We start from the raw sequence: 22773 nt of genomic DNA, 5'->3' as shown, positions 1-22773 counted from the left end.
TAAGCCAGGCCGAGCATACATGGTTCCCGGTGCAAGCGCGAACCAGGACAGGATCGTCCGCCCCCACGGAACAAAGGTGGGCGAAGCGTTCGTGAGGTGGCAGCGAGGCTGCGTGCGACTCACGCGTGCAGCCGACAACGGGCGATAGGGGGCCATTCCGGACAACCCCGGACAGCCACCCACGATCACCGCTTCAGCGCACGATCGGGCGCGGCGCGGCGCCGGCGTCCGGCTCGGGCGCGCCGGGCCACTCGGGGCAGGTGACGCGGTAGTCGATGTCGGGCATGAGCAGCGCCCATTCCTCGCGCGTGAAGTTGCGCCCGGCGTAGGCGCACGCGCGGGTCATCAGCGGCTCGGCCGCGATCGTGAAGACGCGCGCGGCGCCGTCGTTCGTGGCGGTCACGACGCGGGTGGCATCCGGGCTGAACACCGCGTCCGTCAGCGTGACCCCCCCGGCGCGGAGCGTGATCGGCTCGCCCTGCCCGTCGACGGGGAGCACCCGCGCGATGCCGTCGCTCGAGACGGCCACCACCCGCGCGCTGTCGCTGCTGAACGACACGGTCCGGACCGACGCGCCGAGGCCGCTCAGGACGAGCGGCTGGCCCTGGCCGTCGGTGCGGAGCAGCCGCACGACATCGTCGAGCGCCGCGATCGCGATGTGGCTCCCGTCCGGGCTCACCGCCAGCGCGGCGATCGCGCGGTCCTCGTACCCCGACGGGAGGACGCGAGGGACCCCACGGCCGTCCGCCGGCCACACCTTCACGTTGGGCCCCGACGTCGCCACGATGTGCTTGCCGTCCGGGCTGAACGCCGCCTTGAGCAGCCCCGCGCGCTCGTCGCGCAGCTCGACGGGCTCGCCCGGGACCCCGTCCTCGAACACGCGCAGGATGCCGTTCCACGAGGTCGTGACGATCCTTGTGCCGGCCGGGCTGAACGCGACGCCCACCACCCGGTCGTCGTGGGTGCCGAGCGTGACCGGCTGGCCTTTTCCGTCGGTGCGCCACACCCGCGCCGTCTTGTCGGCCGAGCCGGTGACGAGACGGTTGCCGTCGGGGCTGAAATCGACGCTGAGCAGGTGCTCCTCGTGCCCGCGCAGCACGACCGGCTCGCCCGAGCCGTCGGCGCGGAAGATGCGGGCGGTCTTGTCGGTCCCGGCGGTGGCGATCTTGCTGCCGTCGTGGCTGACGGCGATGGCGGTCAGCGGCCCTGTGTGGCCGTGGAGGAGCAGCGGCTCGCCCGGCGCGTCGAGGCACCATACCCGCGCGGTGCCGTCGTCCGAGGCGGTGACGATGCTCCTGCCGTCGTGGCTGAAGGCGGCGCTGTTCACGGTCCCCTCGTGGCCCTGGAGGACCGTCGGCGTGCCCTTGCCGTCGGCGCGGAAGATGCTGGCCATCCCGTCGGCCGAGGCCGTGACGACCGACGTGCCGTCGGCGCTGAAGGCGGCGCTGCGCACGGCGCCCTGGTGCCCGCGGAGGACGAGCGGCTCGCGGTGGCCGGGCCGGAGGATGCGCGCCGTCCCGTCGCCCGCCGCGAGGACGATGCGGTCGTCCACGGGGCTGTAGCTCGCGCCCTCGACGCCCAGCCCGTGCCCCTTGAGCGCTGCGGGGGCGCTGTGCCCGTCGGCGCGGACGACGTAGACCGTCCCGCTGATGGCCGTGGCGAGGATCCAGGTGCCGTCGTGGTTGAAGACCGCGCGCCGGATGAGCCGCTCGCCCAGGGGCACGACGAGCGGCGGCTCGTCCCCCATGCCGGGGCGCCACACGTAGATCGCGCCGTTCGTGGTCCCCGCGACGACGCGGCTGCCGTCCGGGCTGAACGCCACGCTGGCCGGCGCGGCGTCCCGGGTGCGGAGCGCGCCGTCCTGGCGGCCGTCGGGGTGCCACAGGCGCACCGTGCCGTCGGTCGATGCGGTGGCCAGGCGGCTCCCGTCGTGGTTGAAGGCGACGGCGACGACCCCCCCCGGGTCGTGGGCGCGCAGCACGACCGGCTCGTCGCGCGCGCCGCGGCGGAAGAGCCGCGCGGCCCCGTCCGCCGAGGCGGTGGCCACGAAGCGGCCGTCGGGGCTGAAGGTCGCGTCGTGGACCGCGCCGCCGTGCCCGCCGAGCACCTCCTGGCGGAGGGCGGGGCCCCAGACAGCGTCGCCGAGCGCCTGCACCACGGTGGCGCCCGCGGGGCGGCCGCTCGCCTTGGCGGCGAGGCCTGCCTCCACGGCGAGCAGGCGCGCGCGCGCCTGCAGGCCGTCGGACAGCTCCTTCGCCGACTGGGCCGCGAGGCGGCGGGCGTCCTTCTCGCGCGAGTCCTGCTGCGCCCGGAGCAGCGCGTGCTCCTCCTCTCCCATCTGCCAGAGGAGCACGAGGATCAGGCCGCCGAGCAGCGTGACGGCGACGGCGAGCACGGTGAGGAGCCGCCGCATCGACCGCTTCTGGCCCTCGGCCCGCGCGCAGGCGGCGAGGAACGCCCGCTCCTCCGCCGAGATGTCGCGCCGCCCGTCGCACCACGACGTGAGCTCCGCGAGCGCCGCCCCGCCCACGAGGAAATCGTCGTTCCGCCCGTTCGAGAGCCAGCGCACGAGCGGCTCCGTGACGCCCCGCTCCGCCTCGCGCGACCCGACCCACGCCCGGTCGAAGACGCGGCGGAAGATGCGGTTGCGCACGTCGAGGGACGGCGCGCCCGCGGCCGTCGCCCGCTCGGCGGAGAGCCCCGAGAGCCGCAGCAGCGCCTGGACCGGATCGCCGCTGTCCACGGGCACCGGGTGGCCGTCGAGCAGCTGCTTGTACAGGCGGAGGAGCTTCGGCGCGTGCGCGTGGTGGGGCCCGTGCGCCTCCAGGCACCGCTCCGCGTGGCGCAGGGTCGGGTCCTCGGTCCGCCCCGGGTCCAGGAAGCGCCGCTCCACGGCCTCGTCGACGCCGAGGCCGCGCCGCTCTCCGACGAGATCGGCGCAGAGCCGCTGGGTCATGTAGGGGTGCCCCGAGGTCCACGCGAAGATCGCGTCGAGCAGCGCGTCGGGGTCGGGCACGAGCCCCTCCAGGCCCGCGCGGAACGCCCGCGCCTCGGCGCGGGTGAAGTCGTCGAGCCGGATCGAGCGGCCGATGTTGAACGGCGTGCGCGCCGGATCCAGGACGAGCTCCGACGGCGCCGCCACCCCGAGCAGGCAGAAGGTCAGCCGGGCGTTGGCCGGGCGCTCGGCGCGCCGGTTCACGCAGGCCCGGATGACCGCGAAGAAGTCGTCGCGCGAGAACGGAAGAGACAGCGTGGCGTCGACCTCGTCGATGAACAGGACGATCGCCGAGGAGATCTCCACGAGCACGACGTCCTCGAGCCAGCGTAGCCAGCAGTGCACCGGCCCGAGGTGCCAGTGCGCATCCCAGAACTCGTCCGGCGGCTCCAGCCCGAGCTGCTCGGCGATCTCCGAGGCGATCCCGAGGTACCAGCCCACCGGCGTGGTGGTGTCGGTGCCGAGCGCCCCGAGATCGACGCTCGCGCACTCCGTCTGCTCGGCGCGGAGCCGCATCGAGACCCGGAGTCGCAGGCTGGATTTCCCGATCTGCCGGGTCGACAGCACATAGCAGAGCTCTCCGCCCAGCAGCGCCTCGAAGAGCTCCGTGTCCGCGGAGCGCTCGATATAAATCGCGCCGTCGCCTACTGTCCCGCCCGCCTGGAACCGGCGCCCGTGCTCTCCGGCGCTGGCCTTCGCCAGAACGAGGTCGGGAGGCGCCGAGAAGGTCACGATTATGACGGTGCCATGCTGCGCGGGGACCGTCAACGAAACGAGTTTTCGCGTCGCTCGTGTCCGTGGTGAAACAACAGGGTTCGCAACGGCGCCCTGGACTTCACGAGAGTGTCACGCAGACAGGGTGGCCAGAGCACACGCGATCGGGCGCCGCCGGCGGCCTCTGTCGGCTGTCGGCGCGCGCGCGACGCGTGATTCGGCCGTGGCCGCGCGCCTCGGCTCATTCATCGCCGCGCGGCGAGGGCGTATGCGTCCGTTGTGTTGCGTCGCAAAACCCACTTGCCAGGTCCATAAATCGTGGACCCGGCCACTGCTGCTGGTGTAGCGTTCGCGCCGTGCGAGGCGCGTTGAGGGCGGGGGAGCATCGCGTGGTGGCCGCGCGGGTGGCCATGTCGCTGCTGCCGTGCGCATTGCGCTCTGCGGCTCAGAAGAATCCTGCCGATACTACGGCTTTGCCTGATACGCCTGAAGCTCCTGCCGTAGAGGCCCAGAATCCTCCGCCGCCCCCAGCCGCAGCGGTGGCCCTTCTGCCGACGGCGGCCGCCCGGCCCGAGCTGCCCGGCGAGGCCGCGGCCATCTCGGGGTGGTGGTCCAACACCCCGAGCTAAGGTTGGTTACGATGGACCCGCAGCGATCGACACACCTCAGCTCCGCCCTTCAGGAGTCCGGCCAGGGAGCGCTGAAACACGGAATTTTCTGGCGAATGGCGCGAATGGCGCGCGCGGCGGCCGGGGCCGCGCTCCTCGCGCTCCCCGCGGCGGGGTGCATGCAGTTTGACGAGGGGCTCGCGCAGCAGGTCTCGCTCGCGGTGCACGTGAGCGACTGGCGGGAGGAGATCATCTATCAGGTGCTGATAGACCGCTTCGCCGACGGCGACGCGGGCAACAACACCCGGGTCTCGTCGGCGCTCGGCAGGTGGCACGGCGGCGACTGGAAGGGGCTTGAGGACCGGCTGCCCTACCTCGAGGAGCTCGGCGTCACCGCGCTCTGGATCTCGCCGATCGTCAAGAACGTCGAGACCGACGCCGGCTTCGACGGATACCACGGCTACTGGACGCAGGACTTCACCGCGCTGAACCCCCATTTCGGCGACCTCGCGTCGCTGCGCCGGCTCGTCGCGTCGGCCCACGGCCGCGGGATGAAGGTGATCCTCGATATCGTGGCGAACCACGTCGGCCAGCTGTTCTTTTACGACATCAACCAGAACGGCCTCCCCGACGACGCCGTCTACGGCAGCGGCAAGGGCGGGCAGTCGCAGATCGCGCACGTGAGCGAGTACGACCCCGATTTCGACCCCCGCGGCGTCCAGGCGCGGACGTCGCTCGGCGCGTCGGGCCCGGCGCCGATCGTCTTTCGCCACGAGCCCGCGACAAACCACCTCCCGCCGCGGCCCGAGCTCTTCCAGGACCCCGAGGTCTACAACCGCAAGGGCCGCATCCTCGATTTCGACGACGTCGACCAGCTCGTGCACGGCGACTTCCCGGGCGGGCTCAAGGACATCGACACCGCCCGCTGCGACGTGAAGCGGACGATGGTCGACGTGTTCGTTCGATGGGTCGAGCTCACCGACGTCGACGGGTTCCGCATCGACACGCTGAAGCACGTCGAGCACGAGTTCTGGCGCTATTTCACGCAGAACGTCCGGCTGCGGCTGAAGGAGAAGGGCAAGACCCACTTCTTCATGTTCGGCGAGGCCTTCGACGGCAGGGACGAGCTCATCGGCAGCTTCACGAGGCACGATGTCCCGGCCCACCCGCACGACGAGGCGCTCGGCGGCGATCTCGATCGCGAGAACGGCAGCGAGGCGGAGGGGGGCTGTCCGGGCGCCGCGCCGATCACGGGGGATATGGTCGACGGCGTCTTCTATTTCTCCCAGTACTACCAGGCCTTCCGCGACGTCTTCCGGGACGCGCAGGCCACGCGGCGGATCGAGCAGCTCTGGGCGGCGCGGGAGGCCAACTACGGAGCGAAGCCGAACGCGAACGGCACGGGCCTGCCGCCGCTGAAGACGCTCGTGAACTTCATCGACAACCACGATGTCCCGCGCTTCCTCTACGACGGCCCGGGCGTCTCGCCCTTCCAGGTCGACCCCGAGGCGGCCCTGAGGAACGCGCTCCTGTTCCTCTTCACCGAGGACGGCATCCCGTGCCTTTATTACGGCACCGAGCAGGGCTTCAGCGGCGGCAACGACCCGGCCAACCGCGAGGATCTCTGGACGAGCGGCTACGACACCCAGCTCCCGCTCTTCCGGTGGATCAAGCGGCTCACGGCGCTGCGCAGGGGCTACCGGGCGCTCACGGTCGGCGAGCAGACGGTGCGCTGGTCGACGGAGCGGACGGGCGAAGGGGACGAGGACGCGGGGATCTTCGCCTTCGAGCGGGGCGAGGCCGACGGCGATTACGCGCTCGTCGTGCTGAACACGCACCCCGGGAAGCCGAGCTCCACGCGCTTCGAGGGGGAGGCGATGACCACCGCGCTCCGGCCGGGGACCGTGCTCGTCGACGTGCTCTCGCCCGAGAAAACGACATATAGCGTGGGCGCGAACGGCGCCGTCACCGTCGAGCTGCCGCCGGTGAGCGGCGCGGTGCTCATCCCGGAAGACCAGGTCATCCAGGGTCTTTGATCCCCAGAAGCCCTCCTCCCCCTCCGAGAGTCTTTAGAATATGGCCTCTGTCAAAGTGCGCGGACTCAACAAGCGATTCGGCCAGACCCACGTGCTGCGCGGCGTCTCCGTGGAGGTGCCCGACGGCTCGTTCGCCGTCCTCGTCGGCCCGAGCGGCTGCGGCAAGTCGACGTTGCTCAGGCTGCTCGCCGGGCTCGAGGAGGCCGACGACGGCTCGATCGCGCTCGGCGGGCGCGACGTCACGCGGCTGGAGCCGCGCGATCGCGACATCGCCATGGTGTTCCAGTCGTACGCCCTCTACCCGCACCTCACGGTGCGCGAGAACCTCGCGTTCGGCCTGAAGCTCCGGAAGACGCCGCCCGCCGAGATCGAGGCGCGCGTGAAGGAGGCGTCCGAGATGCTCGGCCTCGGCCCGCTCCTCGACCGGCACCCCCGGGCGCTGTCCGGCGGCCAGCGCCAGCGCGTCGCCATGGGCCGGGCCATCGTGCGGCGGGCGCAGCTCTTCCTGTTCGACGAGCCGCTCTCGAACCTCGACGCCGCCCTGCGCGCGCAGGTGCGGGTCGACATCCGCAAGCTGCACGACCGGCTCGGCGCGACGAGCGTCTACGTCACCCACGACCAGGTCGAGGCCATGACGCTCGCCGACGAGATCTTCGTGCTCAACAAGGGCGTCGTCGAGCAGTCGGGCCCGCCGCTCGAGGTGTTCGCCCGGCCGCGCACCCAGTTCGTGGCGAGCTTCCTCGGCAGCCCGGCCATGAATTTCGTCGACGCGCGCATGGAGAGCCGCGAGGGCCGGTGGGTCGCGGCCCAGGGCGACCTCGCTGTCGAGGTCGACCCGGCCGAGTTCCCGGGCGCGCTCTCGTCCGGGCGGCGGGTGACGATCGGCGTGCGCCCGCACGAGGTGGATCTCGCCTCGGGCGAGGGCGGCGCCCCGTTCCAGGTGACGATCGTCGAGGCGCTCGGGGCCGAGTCGTACGCCCACGGCACCGTCGCGGGGGCGCCGTTCGTGGCGCGCCTCGACCCGGCGACGCGCGTGGCGAAGGGGGACACCGTGACGATCGCGCTCCGCCAGGTGCACCTGTTCGACGCGGACTCCGGGCTGACCCTCCGGGAGGCGTGAGTCGACCCATGCCGAGCCGCCGCCGCCGCCGTCGCCCCGCGCTCGCCGCGCTGGCCCTGGTCCTCCTCGTGCCCGCGCTCGCGGTCGCGGCGCCGATCCGGCTCTGGCACGCCTACCGCGACGACGAGGCCAGGGCCCTCGGCGCCATCGTCGCGGCCTTCCAGGGCGAGGAGGTCGAGCTCCTCGCCGTCCCGTTCGACGCCTACGCCTCGAAGCTCCAGGCGGCGATCCCGAGGGGCCAGGGGCCCGACCTGTTCATCGACGCCCACGAGCGGCTCGGCGACTACGGCGCGCGCAAGCTCGTCGCGCCCGTGGGCGACGCGCTCGAGGCGGACGGCGAGGCGGTGTTCCAGGGGCCGGCGCTCGCGGCGGTCCGGCAGGGGGGCGAGATCCTCGGCCTGCCGATCAGCCAGAAGTGCATGGCGCTCTACATGAACACCGCGCTCGTCCAGGAGGCCCCGGCCTTCCTCGAGGACATCGCGGCGCTCGCCGGCGCCCTGCCGCAGGGCGTGTACCCGCTCGTGTACGAGGCGTCGAACGCCTACGCGCACATGCCGATCCTCGCCGCGTTCGGCGGCGCGATGCTCGACGAGGACGACCAGTTCGGCCTCTTTGGCCCGGGGCCGGAGCGCTCGCTCGAGCTCGTCCGCTCGCTGATCGCGCGGCGGGTCGTCCCGGAGGACGCCGACGGCGCGCTCGTGACCGACCTGTTCAACGCGGGCCGCGCGGCGTTCGTGATCAGCGGGCCGTGGTTCGTGGGCGGCCTCACGGACGAGGCGAAGCGGAGCTCGCGCGTCGTCCCGCTCCCGAAGGTGCGCGAGACCGGCCGGCCGATGCGGCCGTTCATGACGGTCGAGGCGGTGATGCTCTCGCCCCAGGGCGCGCAGCGCGCCGAGGCGCGGGCGCTCGCGCGCCACCTCGCCGGGGCGGCGGCCGCGGCCACGCGGCTCGAGGTCGCGCGCACGCCGCCGGTGCGGAACGACGTGGCGGTCCCGGCCGACGACGCCTTCATCGCGGCCTTCACCGAGCAGGCCAAGGTCGCCATCCCGATGCCGACCTCGCCCGCGATGCGCTCGACCTGGGAGCCGTCCGCGCGCGCGATCCGCAAGGTGCTGCGGGGCGACGCGCCCCCCGACGTCGCGCTCTCCGAGGCGAAGCGCCGGTTCGACGACGTGCGCCGGCCGCTGCCCCCGCCCGCCTCGCCGGCGCCGCTCCTCGTCGCGCTCGGCGCGCTCGCGCTCGTCCTCGTGCTCCGGTGGGTCTCCGCCGCGAAGGGCGCCGTCCGCGGCCCCACGCTCCGGCAATCGCTCCCGGCCTACAGGTACGTCGCGCACGCCGTCGTCGCGATCGGCGTGCTCGTGCTCGTGCCGCTCGTCATCGGCGCGGCGACGTCGCTCTTCGCCGGCAGCGGCGAGGGCCTCCGGTACGTCGGCCTCGCCAACTTCATCAGCATCCTCACGGCGCGCGGCGGGCCGCTCTTCGCGAGCGGCTCGTTCTACCTCGTGCTCGCGGTGACCGTGCTCTGGACGGCGGTGAACCTCTTCTTTCACGTCCTCCTCGGCGTCTCGCTGGCGCTGCTCCTGCACCGCCCGACGCTGCGCCTCCGCGCGGTCTACCGGGTGCTCCTCATCGTGCCCTGGGCCGTGCCGAGCTACGTGACCGCGCTGTCCTGGAAGGGCATGTTCCACCGCCAGTTCGGGGCCGTGACCGGCCTCATCGAGGCGGTGAACGCCGCGTTCGGGACCAGCATCGCGCCGATCGCCTGGTTCTCGAGCTTCACGACCGCGTTCACGGCCAACGTGACCACCAACGTCTGGCTCGGCTTCCCGTTCATGATGGTGGTCACCCTCGGCGCCCTCACCGCCGTGCCCGAGGAGGTGCTCGAGGCCGCCGAGGTCGACGGCGCCTCGCGCTGGCAGCGTCTCTGGAAAATAACGCTCCCCCTGATCCGGCCGGTGCTCGCGCCGGCGGTCACGCTGGGCGCGATCTGGACGTTCAACATGTTCAACGTGGTGTTCCTCGTGTCCGGCGGCGATCCGGACGGCACCACGGACATCCTCGTCTCCGAGGCGTACCGGTGGGCGTTCACCCGCGAGGCCCAGTACGGCTATGCCGCGGCGTACTCGGTGCTCATCTTCCTGCTGCTCACCCTCGCCACGCGGGCCTCGGGCTGGCGGCGGACGCCCGGGTCGATCCTCCCGCGGGGCGGCGGGGCGGCGGACGGGTCCACGCCTGCCCCGGTGGCGGCGACGGAGGCCGTATGACGCGCAAGCCTTCTCCGGTCGAGTCGATCGCGGTGCACGTCGCGCTGCTCGCGGCGGTCGCGTTCGCGCTGTACCCGGTGCTCTGGGTCGCCTCGATCGCCTTCTCGGGGGTGCGCCCGCCGGTGCCCGAGGTGCTGCCGATCCCGAACCAGCCGACGCTCGAGCACCTCGAGGCGGTGGTCACGACATCGCAGAAGGTGGGCGGCGAGCCGATCTGGCTGTTTCCCCGCCAGCTCGCCAACTCGGTCGTCGTGGCGCTCGCGACCGCGGCAGTCGGCGTCACCATCGCGGTCCCGGCGGCGTATGCGCTCGCGCGCTTCCGGTTCGCCGGCAAGGACCGCGGCCTGCGGGCGCTGCTCGCGACGCAGATGTTCCCGACGGTGGCGAGCGCGATCCCGCTGTACCTCCTGCTCGACGCGCTGGGCCTGCTCAACTCGCGGACGGGGCTCGTGCTCTGCTACGCGTCGACGGCGGTGCCGTTCTCGATCTTCCAGCTCCGGGCGGCGTTCGAGGCGATCCCTGTCGACCTGGAGGAGGCGGCGATGGTCGACGGGGCGACGCGCTTCCAGGCCTTCCTCCGCGTGGTGCTCCCGGCGGCGCGGCCGGCCATCGCGGTGACGACGCTGTTCGCGATCATGACGGCGTACAACGAGTTCATCCTCGCGGCGACGCTGCTCTCCAAGGAGGAGATGTTCACGCTGCCGGTGGTGCTGCAGCGGTACATCGGCGAGCACGACGCGCAGTGGGAGCGGTTCGCGGCGGGGGCGCTGCTCGTGTCGCTGCCGGTCATGGGGGCGTTCTACCTGGTGCAGCGGCACCTCGTGGCGGGGCTGACGACGGGCGGCGTGAAGGGGTGAGGGAGGGGTGAGCCTCCCAGCGCGTGACCCGGCCGCGCCCCTGCGGAGCGCTCCGCCGGAGCGGCCGCGCCCCCCCTCGACGGCGCGACCCGCGCCGCTCGGCGGCGTCGCGGCGCTCGGGGTCGCGCGGCACCCCCCCGCCTACCCCCCGCCGCCCCGGCGCACCCGTCCGCTTGACCCCACCCTCGCGCCCATGGACGCCCGATCGCGACCCCGCTATCTCCAGGAGGCCATGCCCAAGGCCGAGGTTCCCTCGCCAGCCGCCGCGCCGGGGACCCCCCACGCGGAGCCCCGCCCTTCGCAGGGCGGCGAGGCCCGGCCCTCGCAGGGGGGCGACGCGCGCCCGTCGCTCGGCGGCGACGCTCGCCTGTCGCTCGGCGGCGATCTCGACGGCCGCAGCGCCTTCCTGCCGGCCCCCGCCGTGCTGCAGCGGCGCCTCGGCCGGCCCTCCTGGGAGAAGGTCTGGCTGCCGCTGCTCGGGCCCCTGCTCGCGCTGCTCGTCATCGTCGCGGTCGCCACGCTCGACGCCGCGCTCGACTGGAGCGTCCCGAACCCGCCGGCGATCCTCTCGATGGTCATCGTCTTCGCGGCGTTCAGCGGCGGCATGTGGAGCGGCATCGTCTCCGCGCTCGTCTCGTGCGTCTACTTCGCGCTCTACTTCTCCGAGCCCGGCGCGCCGCTCTCGTACCACGACGACAACCTGCTCCGCGTCATCGTCTTCGCCGTCACCACGCCCGCGATGGCGGTGATGGCGAGCATCGCGAAGCGCCGCGCGGACGCCATGGGCGAGGCCTCGCTCGAGAACGAGCGCGAGCACTCGGCGAGCCTGCGCGCCCTGCTCATGCAGCGCCAGGCGGTCGAGGCCGAGCTCCAGCAGGCCAAGGAGGCCGCCGAGGCGGCGAGCCGCGCCAAGAGCGAGTTCCTCGCCAGCGTGAGCCACGAGATCCGCACCCCGATGAACGGCATCATCGGCATGACGTCGCTCGCGCTCCAGACCGAGCTCAGCCAGGAGCAGCGCGAGTACCTCGAGATGGTCAAGATCTCGGCCGACGCGCTCCTCGCCATCATCAACGACGTCCTCGATTTCTCGAAGATCGAGGCCGGCAAGCTCGAGATCGAGCCCGTCGTCTTCGACCCGAGCGAGATCATCGGCGACGCCGTGAAGACGCTCGCGCTCCGCGCGCACGAGAAGCGGCTCGAGCTCGCCTACGACGTCGGCTCCGACGTGCCCGAGGCGCTCGTCGGCGACCCGCTGCGCCTGCGCCAGGTCCTCGTGAACCTCGTGAGCAACGCGGTGAAGTTCACCGACGCCGGCGAGATCGTCGTCCGCGCCGAGGTCGACTCGCGCGCGCCCGTCACCGCCGAGGAGGACGCCGGCGCGGACCGCCAGAGCGCGCCCAGCCTCTACGCGGGCGAGGCGCTCGGCGACGCCCTGGTGCTCCACGTGCGCGTGATCGACACGGGCATCGGCGTCGCCCCCGACAAGCAGCGGCTCGTCTTCGACGCGTTCGCGCAGGCGGACGGCTCGACCACCCGCAAGTACGGCGGCACGGGGCTCGGCCTCACGATCTGCGCCCGCCTCGTCGAGATGATGGGCGGCAAGATCTGGATCGAGAGCGAGGTCGGCAAGGGCAGCGTGTTCCACTTCACGCTCCAGGTCCGGGCGCTCGACGGCGCCGCCCGGTCGCGCCGCCTGCAGATGCCGCGGGATCTGCTCGGCACGCGGGTCCTCATCGCCGACGACAACGCGACCGCGCGGCGCATCCTCGCCGAGACCATCGAGGGCTGGGGGATGAAGCCGGTCCCGGTCGACTCGGGGGCGGCGGCGATCGCGGCGCTCTCCGAGGACTCGGGCGTGTGGGCGCTGCCCTGGGGCAAGCCGGGGGGCAACGCGGTCGGGCCGAGCTCCTCGTTCGGCCTCGCCATCGTCGACGCCCGCATGCCGAAGGTCGACGGCTTCGCCGTGGTCGAGCACTGCCGGCGGCGCGAGATCTTGAAGGGGCGCACCCTCATGATGCTCAGCTCCACGTCGGCGCAGGCGGACGCCGCGCGCTGCCGCGATCTCGGCGTCTTCGCCATGGTCACGAAGCCCGTGAAGACGTCCCTCCTCCAGGAGGCCGTGTTCCACGCTCTCGGCGTCCCGACGCGGAGCGCGCTCCGGTCGGCCGACCTGCGCCGCGCCGCGCCCGGGCCGCGCGCCCGCGGCCTGCGCGTCCTCGTGGCCGAGGACAACGCGATCAACCAGAAGCTGATGCGCCGCTGGCTGGAGCGGCAGGGCCACCACGTGCACATCGTCGAGAACGGCCGGCTCGCCGTCGAGAAGATCGCGACCGGCCAGTACGACGTGGCCCTGCTCGACGTGGAGATGCCCGAGATGGACGGCCTCCAGGCCGCGCGGGTCGTCCGCGCGCGCGAGCGGCGCGAGGGCGGGCACATGCCGCTCATCGTCGTGACCGCGTACGCGATGAAGGGCGACCGCGAGCGCTGCCTCCGGGCGGGCTTCGACGGCTACGTCTCGAAGCCGGTGCAGGTCGAGGAGCTCTACGACATGATCGACCGGCTCGCCGCCGGGCCCTCTTCCCTGGAGGTCGAGGACCCGGCGCGCCTGTCGCTCGGCGCGCCGAGCTCGTACTCGCCGGTGCCCTCGTCGTCGGTCGACAGCGGGCCGCCGAGCACCCGCTCGGACGAGCGGCCGCAGGGCACGCCCTCCTCGATCGCGAGCCGGCCGATGTTCGACCGCACCCGGGCGCTGGAGCGGACGGGCGGCGACGCCGACCTGCTGCGCGAGCTCGCCGAGGTCTTCCTGGAGGAGTGCCCGCGGTGGATGGCCGACATCGACGAGGCGGTGACCGCCGGCGACGCCCGCAGGCTCCAGCGGGCGGCGCACAGCCTGAAGGGCGGGGTCGACAGCTTCGGCGCGCGGGGCGCGTTCGAGGCCGCCTTCGCGCTGGAGAAGATGGCGCGCGCGAACGAGCTCGGAAGCCTGGCCGAGGCGCAGTTCGCGCTGCGGGCGCAGGTCGATCGCCTGATCCCCGAGCTCGCCGCGTTCGTGCGCGAGGCCTCGCCGGCGGACGCCGCGCCGCCGGCGGACGGTGCAGCATGAGCGGCGCTCCGAGGGCGAGGTGACGCGATGGTGAGGGTGCTCGTGGTGGACGACTCCCCGATGGATCGGCGCCTCTCCGGGAGCCTGCTGAAGAAGCGCGCCGGCATGGAGCCCATGTACGCCGAGAACGGCGTCGAGGCGCTCCAGGCGATCGCGAAGGTGATGCCCGAGATCGTGCTGACCGATCTCCAGATGCCGGAGATGGACGGCCTGGAGCTCGTCGAGGCGATCCGCCGCGAGCACCCGTACCTGCCGGTGATCCTGATGACGGCGCACGGCAGCGAGGAGATCGCGGTGCAGGCGCTCCGGCGCGGCGCCGCGAGCTACGTCGCGAAGCGGAACCTCGCGGCGGAGCTCGTGAACACGGTCGAGAACGTCCTCGCGGTGGCGCGGCTCGATCGGCGCGAGCAGCAGCTGCTCTCGTGCCTGACGGCGACCGAGTCCCATTTCGAGCTCGACAACGACGTGGCGAAGGTGCCCGCGCTTGTGGGCCACATCGAGCAGAGCCTGGGCCGGATGCGCCTGTGCGACGAGACGGGCCGGATCCAGGTCGCGGTGGCGCTGCGCGAGGCGCTCGTGAACGCGATCGTGCACGGCAACCTCGAGGTCAGCTCGACGCTGCTCGACGAGGATCCGAGCGCCTTCTCGGTGCTCGTCGAGCAGCGCCGGACCGAGGGCCCCTACCGCGACCGGCGCGTCCACGTCATGGCGCGGGAGACGCGGACCGAGGCGACCTACGTGGTGCGCGACGAGGGCCCCGGCTTCGACCCGCGCGACCTGCCCGACCCGACCGACCTCGCCAACCTGGACAAGCCGAGCGGCCGCGGCCTGATGCTGATCCGCACCTTCATGGACGAGGTGCGGCACAACGAGAAGGGCAACGAGATCCACATGGTGATGCGGTGCCGCTCGGGGTCGGACCATGAGCCGAGCGATCCGGGCGGCTGAGGCGCCGGCGAGGTGTCCGCGGGAAAGGCGAGCCGGTGGCCACCGACTCCGGCGGTGGGCAATTCCAGCGGGCCGCTCGGCGCGGGGTCGTCTTCGGGCGGTGGAGGTCTGAAGGCCTGTGGAAGGCCGTGAGAGATGTGTCGAACCGAGCCACAGGTTGGCCTGTTCGATATCCTCCTGAGCTCAGGGGAGTCACTCCGCTGCTGCTCAGCTCGGGTGTGCGGCAGAGCGCTGGTCGCTGGGGATGTGCCCGCTCGGGCATGGTGGTTGCTTCAGTGTAGGGCATGAAAACGTCCACGAGGGTCAGCGTCGTTGCTTTGGTCCTGGGTCTCTCGTTCGGCGCCGGTTGCATTGCGAGCTCCGGGGAGGAGCAAGCGTCTGCACAGCAGCAGCTGAGCGCGGCGCCGGGGGCCGACGGGGTGTGGCTCTCCACGGAGTTCTCTTTCGGGTTCTGCGCGGGCGAGTGCATCACGACGGTGTCCCGAGACGGTGCGGCGCTCGAGTTGAAGGCCTGCACGCGCCAGGGGGACTGCCGCCGCTCGAACTCCGCGACGCTGACGGACAAAGGGTCGCGCCACGTCGCGGAGGTCGAGGGCGCGCTGGGCGGAGTGCCGCTCGACGCGCGCTACGGTTGCCCCGACTGCGCCGACGGCGGCGCGACCCGCGTGAGCCTGCAGCGCGACGACCTTTTGACATCGCACCAGTACGAGTACCCGAACGCACCGGCGCCTCTGGAGAACCTCGACCGTCTGGTCAAGGAGCTCAAGCTGGGACTCGACACCTGTACGCCGGGACCGCTCTTGCAGCTCTCGCGGGGGTGCACGCCCAGGTGAAGCGGCGCCCTCCTGCGCGCCGAGGGCCGATGATCTCGCCGTGGAGAGAGGCCTGACCGGCCTGGACGTCGAGCCCCTCACGTGGCTCGCCCCCTCCACGTGGAGGACCGCCCGGGGGGGAACATCGTCGCCGCGGTGCGCGACGGGGCACCGAAACTCTGGCATTGAATGTGTGCCATGGTCGCCGCTCGCGTCCCTGCACGCATCCCCCCGACGAACGCACCGCTGCGCGCCGTCGCGCGGCAAACCTTCAGTCGCGTCGCCGGCGCGCCGCTCATCGGTGGCAACGCGGTCGATCTGCTGATCGACGGCCGAGCGAACTTCGACGCCTGGCTTGCCGCGATACGGGTCGCGCGCACCTCGATCCTGCTCGAGAACTACATCTTCGACGACGACGCGCTGGCGCGCGAGCTCCGCGACGCGCTCAGCGAGCGCGCCGCGGCGGGCGTCCACGTCAGCGTGGTCCGCGACTGGTTCGGGTGCCTGGGCGCGTCGGCGGACCACTTCTGGACCCAGCTGCGCGCGGCGGGCGGGGAGGTCCGCACCTACAATCCGTTCAGCTTCACCAGCCCGTTCGGCTGGGTGGCGCGCGATCATCGCAAGCTGCTCGTCGTCGACGCCGAGGTCGGCTTCGTCTCCGGCGTCTGCGTCAGCGGCAGATGGCTCGGCGACGCGGCGCGCGGCGTGCCGCCGTGGCGCGACACAGGCATCGCCGTGCGGGGGCCTGCGGTGCGCGCGCTCGCCGATGCCTTCGCCGACAACTGGGCGAGCCTCGGTCAAGGCCTGCCCGCCGACCTGCCTGTGCTCACAGGGATCCCGCCGGCGGTCGGCCCCATGGACTTGCGCGTTGTGGCGAAGTTGCCGAGCACGACCGGGCTCTACCGGCTCGATCAGCTGGTCGCCGCGCTGGCGCAGAGGACACTCTGGCTGACGGATGCGTACTTCGTCGGCGTCGCGCCCTACGTCCAGGCGCTCACGGCGGCGGCGCGCGATGGAGTGGACGTGCGCCTGCTCGTCCCGGGCACGAGCGATGTTCCGGCCGTCGGCGCCCTGTCGCGGGCCGGCTATCGCCCGCTGCTCGAAGCCGGGGTGCGCGTCTACGAGTGGAATGGCTCGATGCTCCACGCGAAGACCGCGGTGGCCGATGGCCGCTGGGCGCGCGTGGGATCGAGCAACCTCAACGTCGCGAGCTGGCTGGAAAACTGCGAGATCGACGTGACGATCGAGGACGAGGAGTTCGCCGGGCGCATGCAGGCGCAATACGAGGAAGATCTCCGCGGCGCGACCGAGATCGTCCTCCACGCGCGGCGTCGCGCGCGCCACGACAGAAAGCGCCGCCTGCAGGGAGCCGGGACCGGGCGCTCCGCCGCGGGCGCGTTGCGCCTCGCGAACACCGTGGGCGCGGCGATGACGAACCGCCGTGTCCTCGGCGCGGCCGACGGCGCGATCCTGCTCGGCGGAGCGCTCTTGCTCCTCGGCGGCGCGGCGGTCGCCCTGTGCTTTCCGCGCTTGCTCGCCTGGCCCCTCGCCGTGCTCGCGCTGTGGTCAGCGCTCAGCCTGCTCATCAAGTATGTGACCCTCGCTCGCAGAGCCAGGGCTGCTGCTTCATCGCCGCGCGCGCCGTGACGCGGTCGAGCTCGCCAGCGTCACTGTTCTGCCTGCTGCGCTCCGGCCGGCCCACGCGACACGCGGGCGGTACGGGACGTGCACTCTCGCGAAACGGGAAACGCGAAACCTGGCTGGTAGTCGCCTCGAGCTGGCAGTAGCCTCGAACGGTCCCTCCTCTTCACCGGGTGTCGTGGGAATGAGCATCACGCCGCCCGTTGGCTCGATCGGAGAGGGGCCATTGCCTGGAGCGCAGACATGTTGAAGGTGGCGATCATCCTGGGGAGCACGCGGCCGGGCCGCAACGGCGAGGCCGTCGCGAAGTGGGTGCACGGCGTGGCGACGAAGAAGGGCGGCGCCGACTACGAGCTCGTCGATATAAAGGATTTCGACCTGCCGCTGCTCGACGAGCCGGCGCCCCCGTCGATGGGGCAGTACACAAAGCCTCACACAAAGGCGTGGGCGGCAAAGATCGACCCGTTCGACGCCTTCGTGTTCGTCACGCCGGAGTACAATCACGGCACCTCGGGGGCGCTCAAGAACGCCATCGATTACCTGTACAAGGAGTGGAACAACAAGGCGGCTGGCTTCGTGAGCTATGGCAGCGCGGGAGGCGTCCGCGCCGTCGAGCACCTCCGGCTCGTGATGGCCGAGCTCCAGGTCGCGGACGTGCGCGCGCAGGTCACGCTCTCTCTGTTCGACGACTTCGAGAATTTCAGCGTTTTCAAGCCCAACCCCCGCCACGAGGCGTCCGTCGGCAAGCTGCTCGACCAGCTGCTCCCGTGGGCCGGTGCGATGAAGACTGTCCGTAACAAGTGAGCCACACGCCCCGCGCCGCGGGAGCTCACGCCGCGCGCCCCGGCGCGATCCGGAGCAGGTCGAACTCCGCCACGAAGCCGTCGCCCGTCGGGCTGCAAGCGTAGAGGCCGCACTCCACCTCGCGCGCGCCGTCGTCCTCGTGCAGGTGGGCCATGCGGATCTGCGTCCATGCCCCACCGTCGTCCGAGCTCTCGACGAGGTAATCCGGCCCTTCCCGCCGGACGCGCAGCCAGATCTCACGGCGATCCGAGGGGAACGGCTGGGTCGACCAGTCGCTGTAGCCCGCGTTGGTGACCACCGCGCCGAGCCGGCTCGGGCCGTCCGGCTCGAACTCGACCGACGTCTTCAACCAGCACGACGCCGCGATCCGCACCATGAGCCCGGCCTGGTCGTACTTGTGCGCGGGCCGGAACCGCACATGGCAGGTCATCACGAAGTCGCCGCCTTTGCGGGTGAAGAGGAACGGCCCGTTGTCGGTGCGGAAGCCGTAGTGCGTCCGCTGCCAGTAGTCGGTCTTCGCGCCGGGCTCGACCACCAGCACGCTCCGCTCTGGATCCACCCCCCAGCGCGCCGGCGGGTTGCGCCACGTGAGCCGCGGGTCGATTCCGAGCGTGGTAAAGCCCTCTTCCAGAAGCTGCCCTGTCATGACGCCGTCCTCCGCGAGCCGCACCTCGTGCGATCCGCCCGTGCGCGGGCCAGGAGCCTACCACGGACGGCGCCGCACCTGCGGGCGCCATCGCGCGATCCAGCTGCGCTGCTCGCGCGGCCGCTCACGCCGAGGGCGCGCGCGGGCCGAGCACCGCGTCGTGGAGCTGGTCGAGATCGAAGGGTTTGGCGAGGAACCGCGCGAGCCCGAGGTCCGCGGCGAGCTCCGAGATGTCCACCGCCGCGCTCACGAGCACCACGCACACCCCCGGATCGACCCGTTCACGGATCGCCTTCACGCAATCGCAGGGAGAGAGCCCGGGCATGAAGTAGTCGCACAGCACCACCCGCAGCCGGTCGCGCTCGCGCTCGAGCAGCGGGAGCGCCTGGGCACAGTCGGCGACCTGGATGCATTGGAGCCCCCACTCGTTCAGGCTGAGGGCGATGAGCTCCCGGAAATCAGGGTCATCGTCGATCACCAGCACGCGGTTTCGCAGCATGTTCCCTCTGCCAGCTAGCGTCGGAGTTCCAGCGAAAAGACCATGAGCTCCCCGGGCCTCCGCTCGATCCAGAAGCTCGCGCCGTGGAGCCGGGCGATCCCCTGGACGAGGTAGAGGCCGATGCCCGTGCTGCGCGGCTCGTCACGCCGTCCCTCGAACGCGACGACGGCGAAGGGCTCCAGCAGCTTCCCGAGGTCCTCCGGGAGATCGTTCCCGCCCCGGACCTCGATCGTGATGAGCACACGCGAGGCGGAGGCGGCGTCGATCTTGATCAGCACCGGCTCGTGCTCCAGCGCGACCGCCACCGCCTGAACGAGCAGGCTCCAGAGGGCCTGCTCGAGGAGCTCGGGATCGCCCAGGAGCTGCGCGTCTCCGCGGGGTACCAGGTGAATCATGTGATCCTTGGCCGCGAGCTCGAACTCTCCGATCACGCGGCGGGCGAGGTCCTCGATGTCGATCGCCTCGGGCTTGAAGGGGAGCTCGCCTCCGGACATGCGCGCCGACCACAGGAGATCGTGGACGAGGCGGCCGAGGCGCGTCGTCTGGCGATCGATGATCGCGAGGGCGCGCTCGCGGACGGCGGCGTCGTGCCGGTGGGTGAGCGCGACCTGCGAGAACCCCTTCATGATGGTGAGCGGCGTCTTCAGCTCGTGCGCGGCGACGGCGAGGAACCGGTCGCGATCCTTGTCGCGCTCGGCGATGGCCTTGAAGCTCGTGTTCAGCGTGTGGGCGAGCACGGCGAGCTCGTCGTCGCCCCAATCCCCGAGCGGCTCGTAGTCGCCGCGCTCGCGAAAGCGCTGGACGGCGGCCACCATCCGGCGGACACGCGGCGCGATCGCGCGGCGTACGGCGAGGCCGAAGAGCAACGCCGCTGTGATACCCGCGAGGCCGACGGCCAGGAAAAGGAGGAGGATGACCCGCCGGTTGTCGTCGTAGGCGCCGTAAGCGACTTCCATGTAGCGCAGGTTGATCTTGTTCAGCTGGACAAGGGCGGCGCTGAGGTCCTCCACGTCGGTGCGCCGCAAGGAGGGCGCGGCCGGCGCCGGACCGACAAGCCCGGTCGTGCGCTCGAGGCTCGTCACGACGGAGGCGATGAGGTTCACCGCCTCGCGCTCTTTCTCCAGCAGCCTGAGCTCCCCGGCTCGCTGGAGCGCGGCGCGGAGCCGGACGGCGTCCGGTAGGGTCGAGGTCGCCGTCAACCAGTCCTGCTGGTACCGATCGATGAAGGATCGGAGCCTCAGGATCGGCGTCCGGGCGTCCTCCGAGACGTCCAATGACGGCCGCGCGAGCAGGGCGTAGAGCGCGTTTGATGACTCGATGCCGGTGCTGATGACGACGAGCGGCGGGAAGATGTAGTGACGCAGATAGGCGGCCTCGGCGGTCAGCCGCCTGAACGCGACGATGGACGTGATGATGCCCAGGGCGGCCAGGAGCAGCTGGCTCAGCACGAGCAGGGAGAGGCGCCTGCCGATGGACATCTTCATCGGATGCGCGTTGCCCCCGTCGCTCGGAGGCGAGCCCGCGTGCTGAGCACGTTGAGACCACCGAGACATCGGCCAGCTCCTCGGTGTCGCCGTGAAAGCAAGGTGGGCACCACGGCAACCGGCAACGTCGAACCGGCCTTGGCGATCGCCCGGCCCCGGTCCCTCGCCGCAGGGTCCATCCATCGACGCCGTACGGCGCATGGATCGCCCTCACTGCGGTCGTCCACACCTGTCGGGAGCCAGTCGCGGGCGGCCGGGCGCGCGCGACAGGCAGGCATCCCCGCCTGACGCCGGTTCGTCGCCTCGCCGCGCTGCGCCCCGTCGCGCGCGCTACTGCGGGCGCCCCTGCGCGATCCAGCTCTCGACGAGCTGGATCTCCTCCGGACCGAGCGCGGGCAGCCCGAGCGGCATCCCGCGCACCGCAGGATCCGCGCGGTCGGCCTCCTCTGCTTGCCGCGCCAGGAGCGCGGCGACGAGGCGCGGGACGCCGTCCGGCCCGCGGGAGAAGACGCTCCGCCGCTCGCCCTGATCGTCGACGTAGCCCGCCGCGATCCCCTCGTACGTGGCGAGGTTCAGCCCGCGCGGCTTGAACCCGAACCCGCCCGTGTTCCCCGGCCCGCCGTCGCCGAGCGCGTAGTCCGGCTCGGAGTGGCAGTGCCTGCACGTGCCGCGAAATACCCTGCGGTCCACCTCGTCGTAGGTCACCCGCCGCGACAGCGGCGGCAGCCTCGTCGGCGCGCTCGCCGGCGCCCGCGGCGAGAGCTGTGCGGTCACGAGGAAGGCCGCGATGTCCCGCGCCTCGGCGGGCGACATCGGGACCTGGGGCATCGGCGTGCCCGGCTTGATCGCCCCGGGATCGAGCACCCACGCGACGAGGTCCGCGGGCTCCATCCGGTCGCGCGCGTGCCGCAGATCCGGCGCCAGGGCGACCGCGGCGCGCGTCTCCTTCTCCATCGCCTTCACCGGCGCGACCGCCGTCAGCCCGGCCGCCCCGGTGAAGGCGTGGCAGGTCCCGCACCCCTTGGCCTCGTAGAGCTCGCGCCCCCGGGCCGCGCTCGCGTTCTCCAGCGGCTCGCGCGGCCGCTCGCCGCGATCGCGCGTGAGGTAGGCCGCGATGTCGCTCGCCTGCTCGGGCCCGATCGCGAGCCGCGGCATCGTCGCGTGCAGGCGCGGGCGGAGGTCGTGCGGCGAGAGCAGGAACCCGCGGATCCAGTCGCGCCGCAGCCGGTCGCCGGCGGCGGCGAGCGACGGGACGTCGCGCAGCTGCACGAGGTTCTCGTTCCACCGCTTCATCGCCGCGGCCGGCGCCTGGAACCGCCCCGCCGCGATGTCCTGATGGCACTGGACGCAGTGGGCCTCGCGCGGCGCGGGCGCCTGCCCGGTCCCGTCGTGGCAGCGGTTGCACTGGTACTCGGCGACGAGCCGCTGCCCCTGCGCCGGGTCGCCGGCCGGCGCCGCGGCGACGGCGGACGCGGCGCCGGCAGCGGCCGCCGCGACGCCGCCGCCCGCGGAGAGCGGCGCGGCGGGCTCGGGCCCCCGCGCGTCCTCGGAGGTGCACGCGGCGGCGCCCGAGGCGAGCGCCACGAGCGCGGCGAGCAGCGGACGGGCGCGCATCGGCGTCAGCTCTGCGGGCGCGGGTCGATCGCGCGGCTCGTTCTACAGAGGGCCGTGTCCTTCGCCATCGTCTCGCACCGGCCGACCGCCGCGTCGTGCCCCGCGCTGTCCCCGGACAGCGCGCGCAGCCGCGCCAGCGCCGCGTACGCCTCCGGGCTCGCCAGGAGGTCCTTCTCCGCCAGGCCGGCGAGCAGCTGCAGCGCCTCGCCGCGGTGCTCCGGCGCCCTGGCGAGCGCCTCGCCCAGGTCGGTCTGGAGCGCGGGCTCGTTCTTCCGCTGCTCGTTCAGCCGGCGCAGCGCGCGGATCGACCAGTCGACGTTCGCCTTGCGCTCCTCGGCCGACGCCCCGCCCCACGTCTCGAGCAGCTCGCGCGGCAGCTCGGCGCGGACCTTCAGCGCTCCGTCCGCGCGCGCGGTGGCCACGGCGAGGACGCGGAAGGCCCGGTTGAGCAGCGGGTCGCTGTCGTGGGAGATCCGCCGGATCTCGGGGAACATCCGGATCACGCTCCCCGCGGCCGCCGCGACCCGGCCGTCGCGCAGGGCCTGCTCGGCCTGGGCGACCCCCATCACCCGGTGATCGATCGCGGGCATGATCTCCTCACCACCGCAGGCCGACGCGTCCCCCGAAG

The 22773-nt window shown here is 72.4% G+C and carries 15 protein-coding genes; 9 read left to right on the top strand and 6 right to left on the bottom strand.

Going from position 1 to position 22773, the window contains the following annotated elements; all coding sequences use genetic code 11:
• Positions 1–193: 193 nt before the first annotated feature.
• Positions 194–3727: an AAA-like domain-containing protein gene (locus WME75_RS40120; RefSeq protein WP_437481968.1), complete on the bottom strand. Its 3534-nt coding sequence runs from the start codon at positions 3725–3727 to the stop codon at positions 194–196.
• 715 nt (positions 3728–4442) lie between these two features.
• On the opposite strand from WME75_RS40120, the gene WME75_RS40115 reads away from it, so the two are divergent.
• The 9 genes from WME75_RS40115 to WME75_RS40075 all read left to right on the top strand — a co-directional run bounded on the left by WME75_RS40115 (position 4443) and on the right by WME75_RS40075 (position 17902).
• A complete protein-coding gene (locus WME75_RS40115) occupies positions 4443–6353 on the top strand; it encodes an alpha-amylase family glycosyl hydrolase (RefSeq protein ID WP_437481965.1) in 1911 nt (636 codons plus the stop codon).
• A gap of 40 nt (positions 6354–6393) precedes the next feature.
• Positions 6394–7473 (top strand): ABC transporter ATP-binding protein, encoded by a 1080-nt coding sequence (locus WME75_RS40110; RefSeq protein WP_437481962.1) that lies wholly within the window; start codon positions 6394–6396, stop codon positions 7471–7473.
• A gap of 8 nt (positions 7474–7481) precedes the next feature.
• Positions 7482–9737, top strand: coding sequence for an extracellular solute-binding protein (locus tag WME75_RS40105; RefSeq protein ID WP_437481959.1), 2256 nt, complete (start codon positions 7482–7484; stop codon positions 9735–9737).
• Positions 9734–10594, top strand: a complete 861-nt coding sequence (locus WME75_RS40100; protein WP_437481956.1) for a sugar ABC transporter permease — start codon at positions 9734–9736, stop codon at positions 10592–10594. The genes WME75_RS40105 and WME75_RS40100 overlap by 4 nt, the downstream gene beginning before the upstream one ends.
• 232 nt (positions 10595–10826) lie before the next feature.
• Positions 10827–13697 (top strand): response regulator, encoded by a 2871-nt coding sequence (locus tag WME75_RS40095; protein ID WP_437481954.1) that lies wholly within the window; start codon positions 10827–10829, stop codon positions 13695–13697.
• A 27-nt stretch (positions 13698–13724) separates the two neighbouring features.
• Positions 13725–14645, top strand: coding sequence for a response regulator (locus tag WME75_RS40090; protein WP_437481951.1), 921 nt, complete (start codon positions 13725–13727; stop codon positions 14643–14645).
• Between the two features lie 284 nt (positions 14646–14929).
• A complete protein-coding gene (locus tag WME75_RS40085) occupies positions 14930–15478 on the top strand; it encodes a hypothetical protein (protein WP_437481949.1) in 549 nt (182 codons plus the stop codon).
• A gap of 177 nt (positions 15479–15655) precedes the next feature.
• Positions 15656–17104, top strand: a complete 1449-nt coding sequence (locus WME75_RS40080) for a phospholipase D-like domain-containing protein (RefSeq protein ID WP_437481947.1) — start codon at positions 15656–15658, stop codon at positions 17102–17104.
• A gap of 237 nt (positions 17105–17341) precedes the next feature.
• The gene (locus WME75_RS40075) at positions 17342–17902 is read left to right on the top strand and encodes an NADPH-dependent FMN reductase (RefSeq protein WP_437481945.1); all 561 of its coding nucleotides are present in this window, start codon (positions 17342–17344) and stop codon (positions 17900–17902) included.
• A gap of 25 nt (positions 17903–17927) precedes the next feature.
• Here WME75_RS40075 and WME75_RS40070 read toward each other — a convergent pair whose 3' ends face one another.
• The 5 genes from WME75_RS40070 to WME75_RS40050 form a co-directional block, all read right to left on the bottom strand.
• Complete coding sequence (locus WME75_RS40070) at positions 17928–18548, bottom strand: DUF1349 domain-containing protein (RefSeq protein ID WP_437481943.1); 621 nt, start codon at positions 18546–18548, stop codon at positions 17928–17930.
• 124 nt (positions 18549–18672) lie between these two features.
• Entirely contained in the window at positions 18673–19047 is a 375-nt protein-coding gene (locus tag WME75_RS40065) for a response regulator (protein WP_437481941.1), read from the bottom strand.
• A 14-nt stretch (positions 19048–19061) separates the two neighbouring features.
• On the bottom strand, positions 19062–20531 hold the full coding sequence (locus WME75_RS40060) for a sensor histidine kinase (RefSeq protein WP_437481939.1): 1470 nt from the start codon (positions 20529–20531) through the stop codon (positions 19062–19064).
• 330 nt (positions 20532–20861) lie between these two features.
• Positions 20862–22145: a c-type cytochrome gene (locus WME75_RS40055; protein ID WP_437481937.1), complete on the bottom strand. Its 1284-nt coding sequence runs from the start codon at positions 22143–22145 to the stop codon at positions 20862–20864.
• Between the two features lie 5 nt (positions 22146–22150).
• Positions 22151–22735: a hypothetical protein gene (locus WME75_RS40050; RefSeq protein ID WP_437481935.1), complete on the bottom strand. Its 585-nt coding sequence runs from the start codon at positions 22733–22735 to the stop codon at positions 22151–22153.
• Between the last annotated feature and the right edge of the window lie 38 nt (positions 22736–22773).

It is taken from the genome of Sorangium sp. So ce1014 (assembly GCF_051521505.1).
Lineage (GTDB): Bacteria > Myxococcota_A > Polyangia > Polyangiales > Polyangiaceae > Sorangium.
The sequence above is the reverse complement of the archived record's forward strand: the minus strand, read 5'-3'. Positions and strand labels throughout refer to the sequence as shown.

What these genes read in the sequence shown, in the direction of transcription:
- WME75_RS40115 (WP_437481965.1), top strand. Translation starts at nt 4,443, where the DNA reads ATGGCGCGCGCGGCGGCCGGGGCCGCGCTCCTCGCGCTCCCCGCGGCG.
- WME75_RS40110 (WP_437481962.1), top strand. Translation starts at nt 6,394, where the DNA reads ATGGCCTCTGTCAAAGTGCGCGGACTCAACAAGCGATTCGGCCAGACC.
- WME75_RS40105 (WP_437481959.1), top strand. Translation starts at nt 7,482, where the DNA reads ATGCCGAGCCGCCGCCGCCGCCGTCGCCCCGCGCTCGCCGCGCTGGCC.
- WME75_RS40100 (WP_437481956.1), top strand. Translation starts at nt 9,734, where the DNA reads ATGACGCGCAAGCCTTCTCCGGTCGAGTCGATCGCGGTGCACGTCGCG.
- WME75_RS40095 (WP_437481954.1), top strand. Translation starts at nt 10,827, where the DNA reads ATGCCCAAGGCCGAGGTTCCCTCGCCAGCCGCCGCGCCGGGGACCCCC.
- WME75_RS40090 (WP_437481951.1), top strand. Translation starts at nt 13,725, where the DNA reads ATGGTGAGGGTGCTCGTGGTGGACGACTCCCCGATGGATCGGCGCCTC.
- WME75_RS40085 (WP_437481949.1), top strand. Translation starts at nt 14,930, where the DNA reads ATGAAAACGTCCACGAGGGTCAGCGTCGTTGCTTTGGTCCTGGGTCTC.
- WME75_RS40080 (WP_437481947.1), top strand. Translation starts at nt 15,656, where the DNA reads ATGGTCGCCGCTCGCGTCCCTGCACGCATCCCCCCGACGAACGCACCG.
- WME75_RS40075 (WP_437481945.1), top strand. Translation starts at nt 17,342, where the DNA reads ATGTTGAAGGTGGCGATCATCCTGGGGAGCACGCGGCCGGGCCGCAAC.
- WME75_RS40070 (WP_437481943.1), bottom strand. Translation starts at nt 18,548, where the DNA reads ATGACAGGGCAGCTTCTGGAAGAGGGCTTTACCACGCTCGGAATCGAC.
- WME75_RS40065 (WP_437481941.1), bottom strand. Translation starts at nt 19,047, where the DNA reads ATGCTGCGAAACCGCGTGCTGGTGATCGACGATGACCCTGATTTCCGG.
- WME75_RS40060 (WP_437481939.1), bottom strand. Translation starts at nt 20,531, where the DNA reads ATGAAGATGTCCATCGGCAGGCGCCTCTCCCTGCTCGTGCTGAGCCAG.
- WME75_RS40055 (WP_437481937.1), bottom strand. Translation starts at nt 22,145, where the DNA reads ATGCGCGCCCGTCCGCTGCTCGCCGCGCTCGTGGCGCTCGCCTCGGGC.
- WME75_RS40050 (WP_437481935.1), bottom strand. Translation starts at nt 22,735, where the DNA reads ATGCCCGCGATCGATCACCGGGTGATGGGGGTCGCCCAGGCCGAGCAG.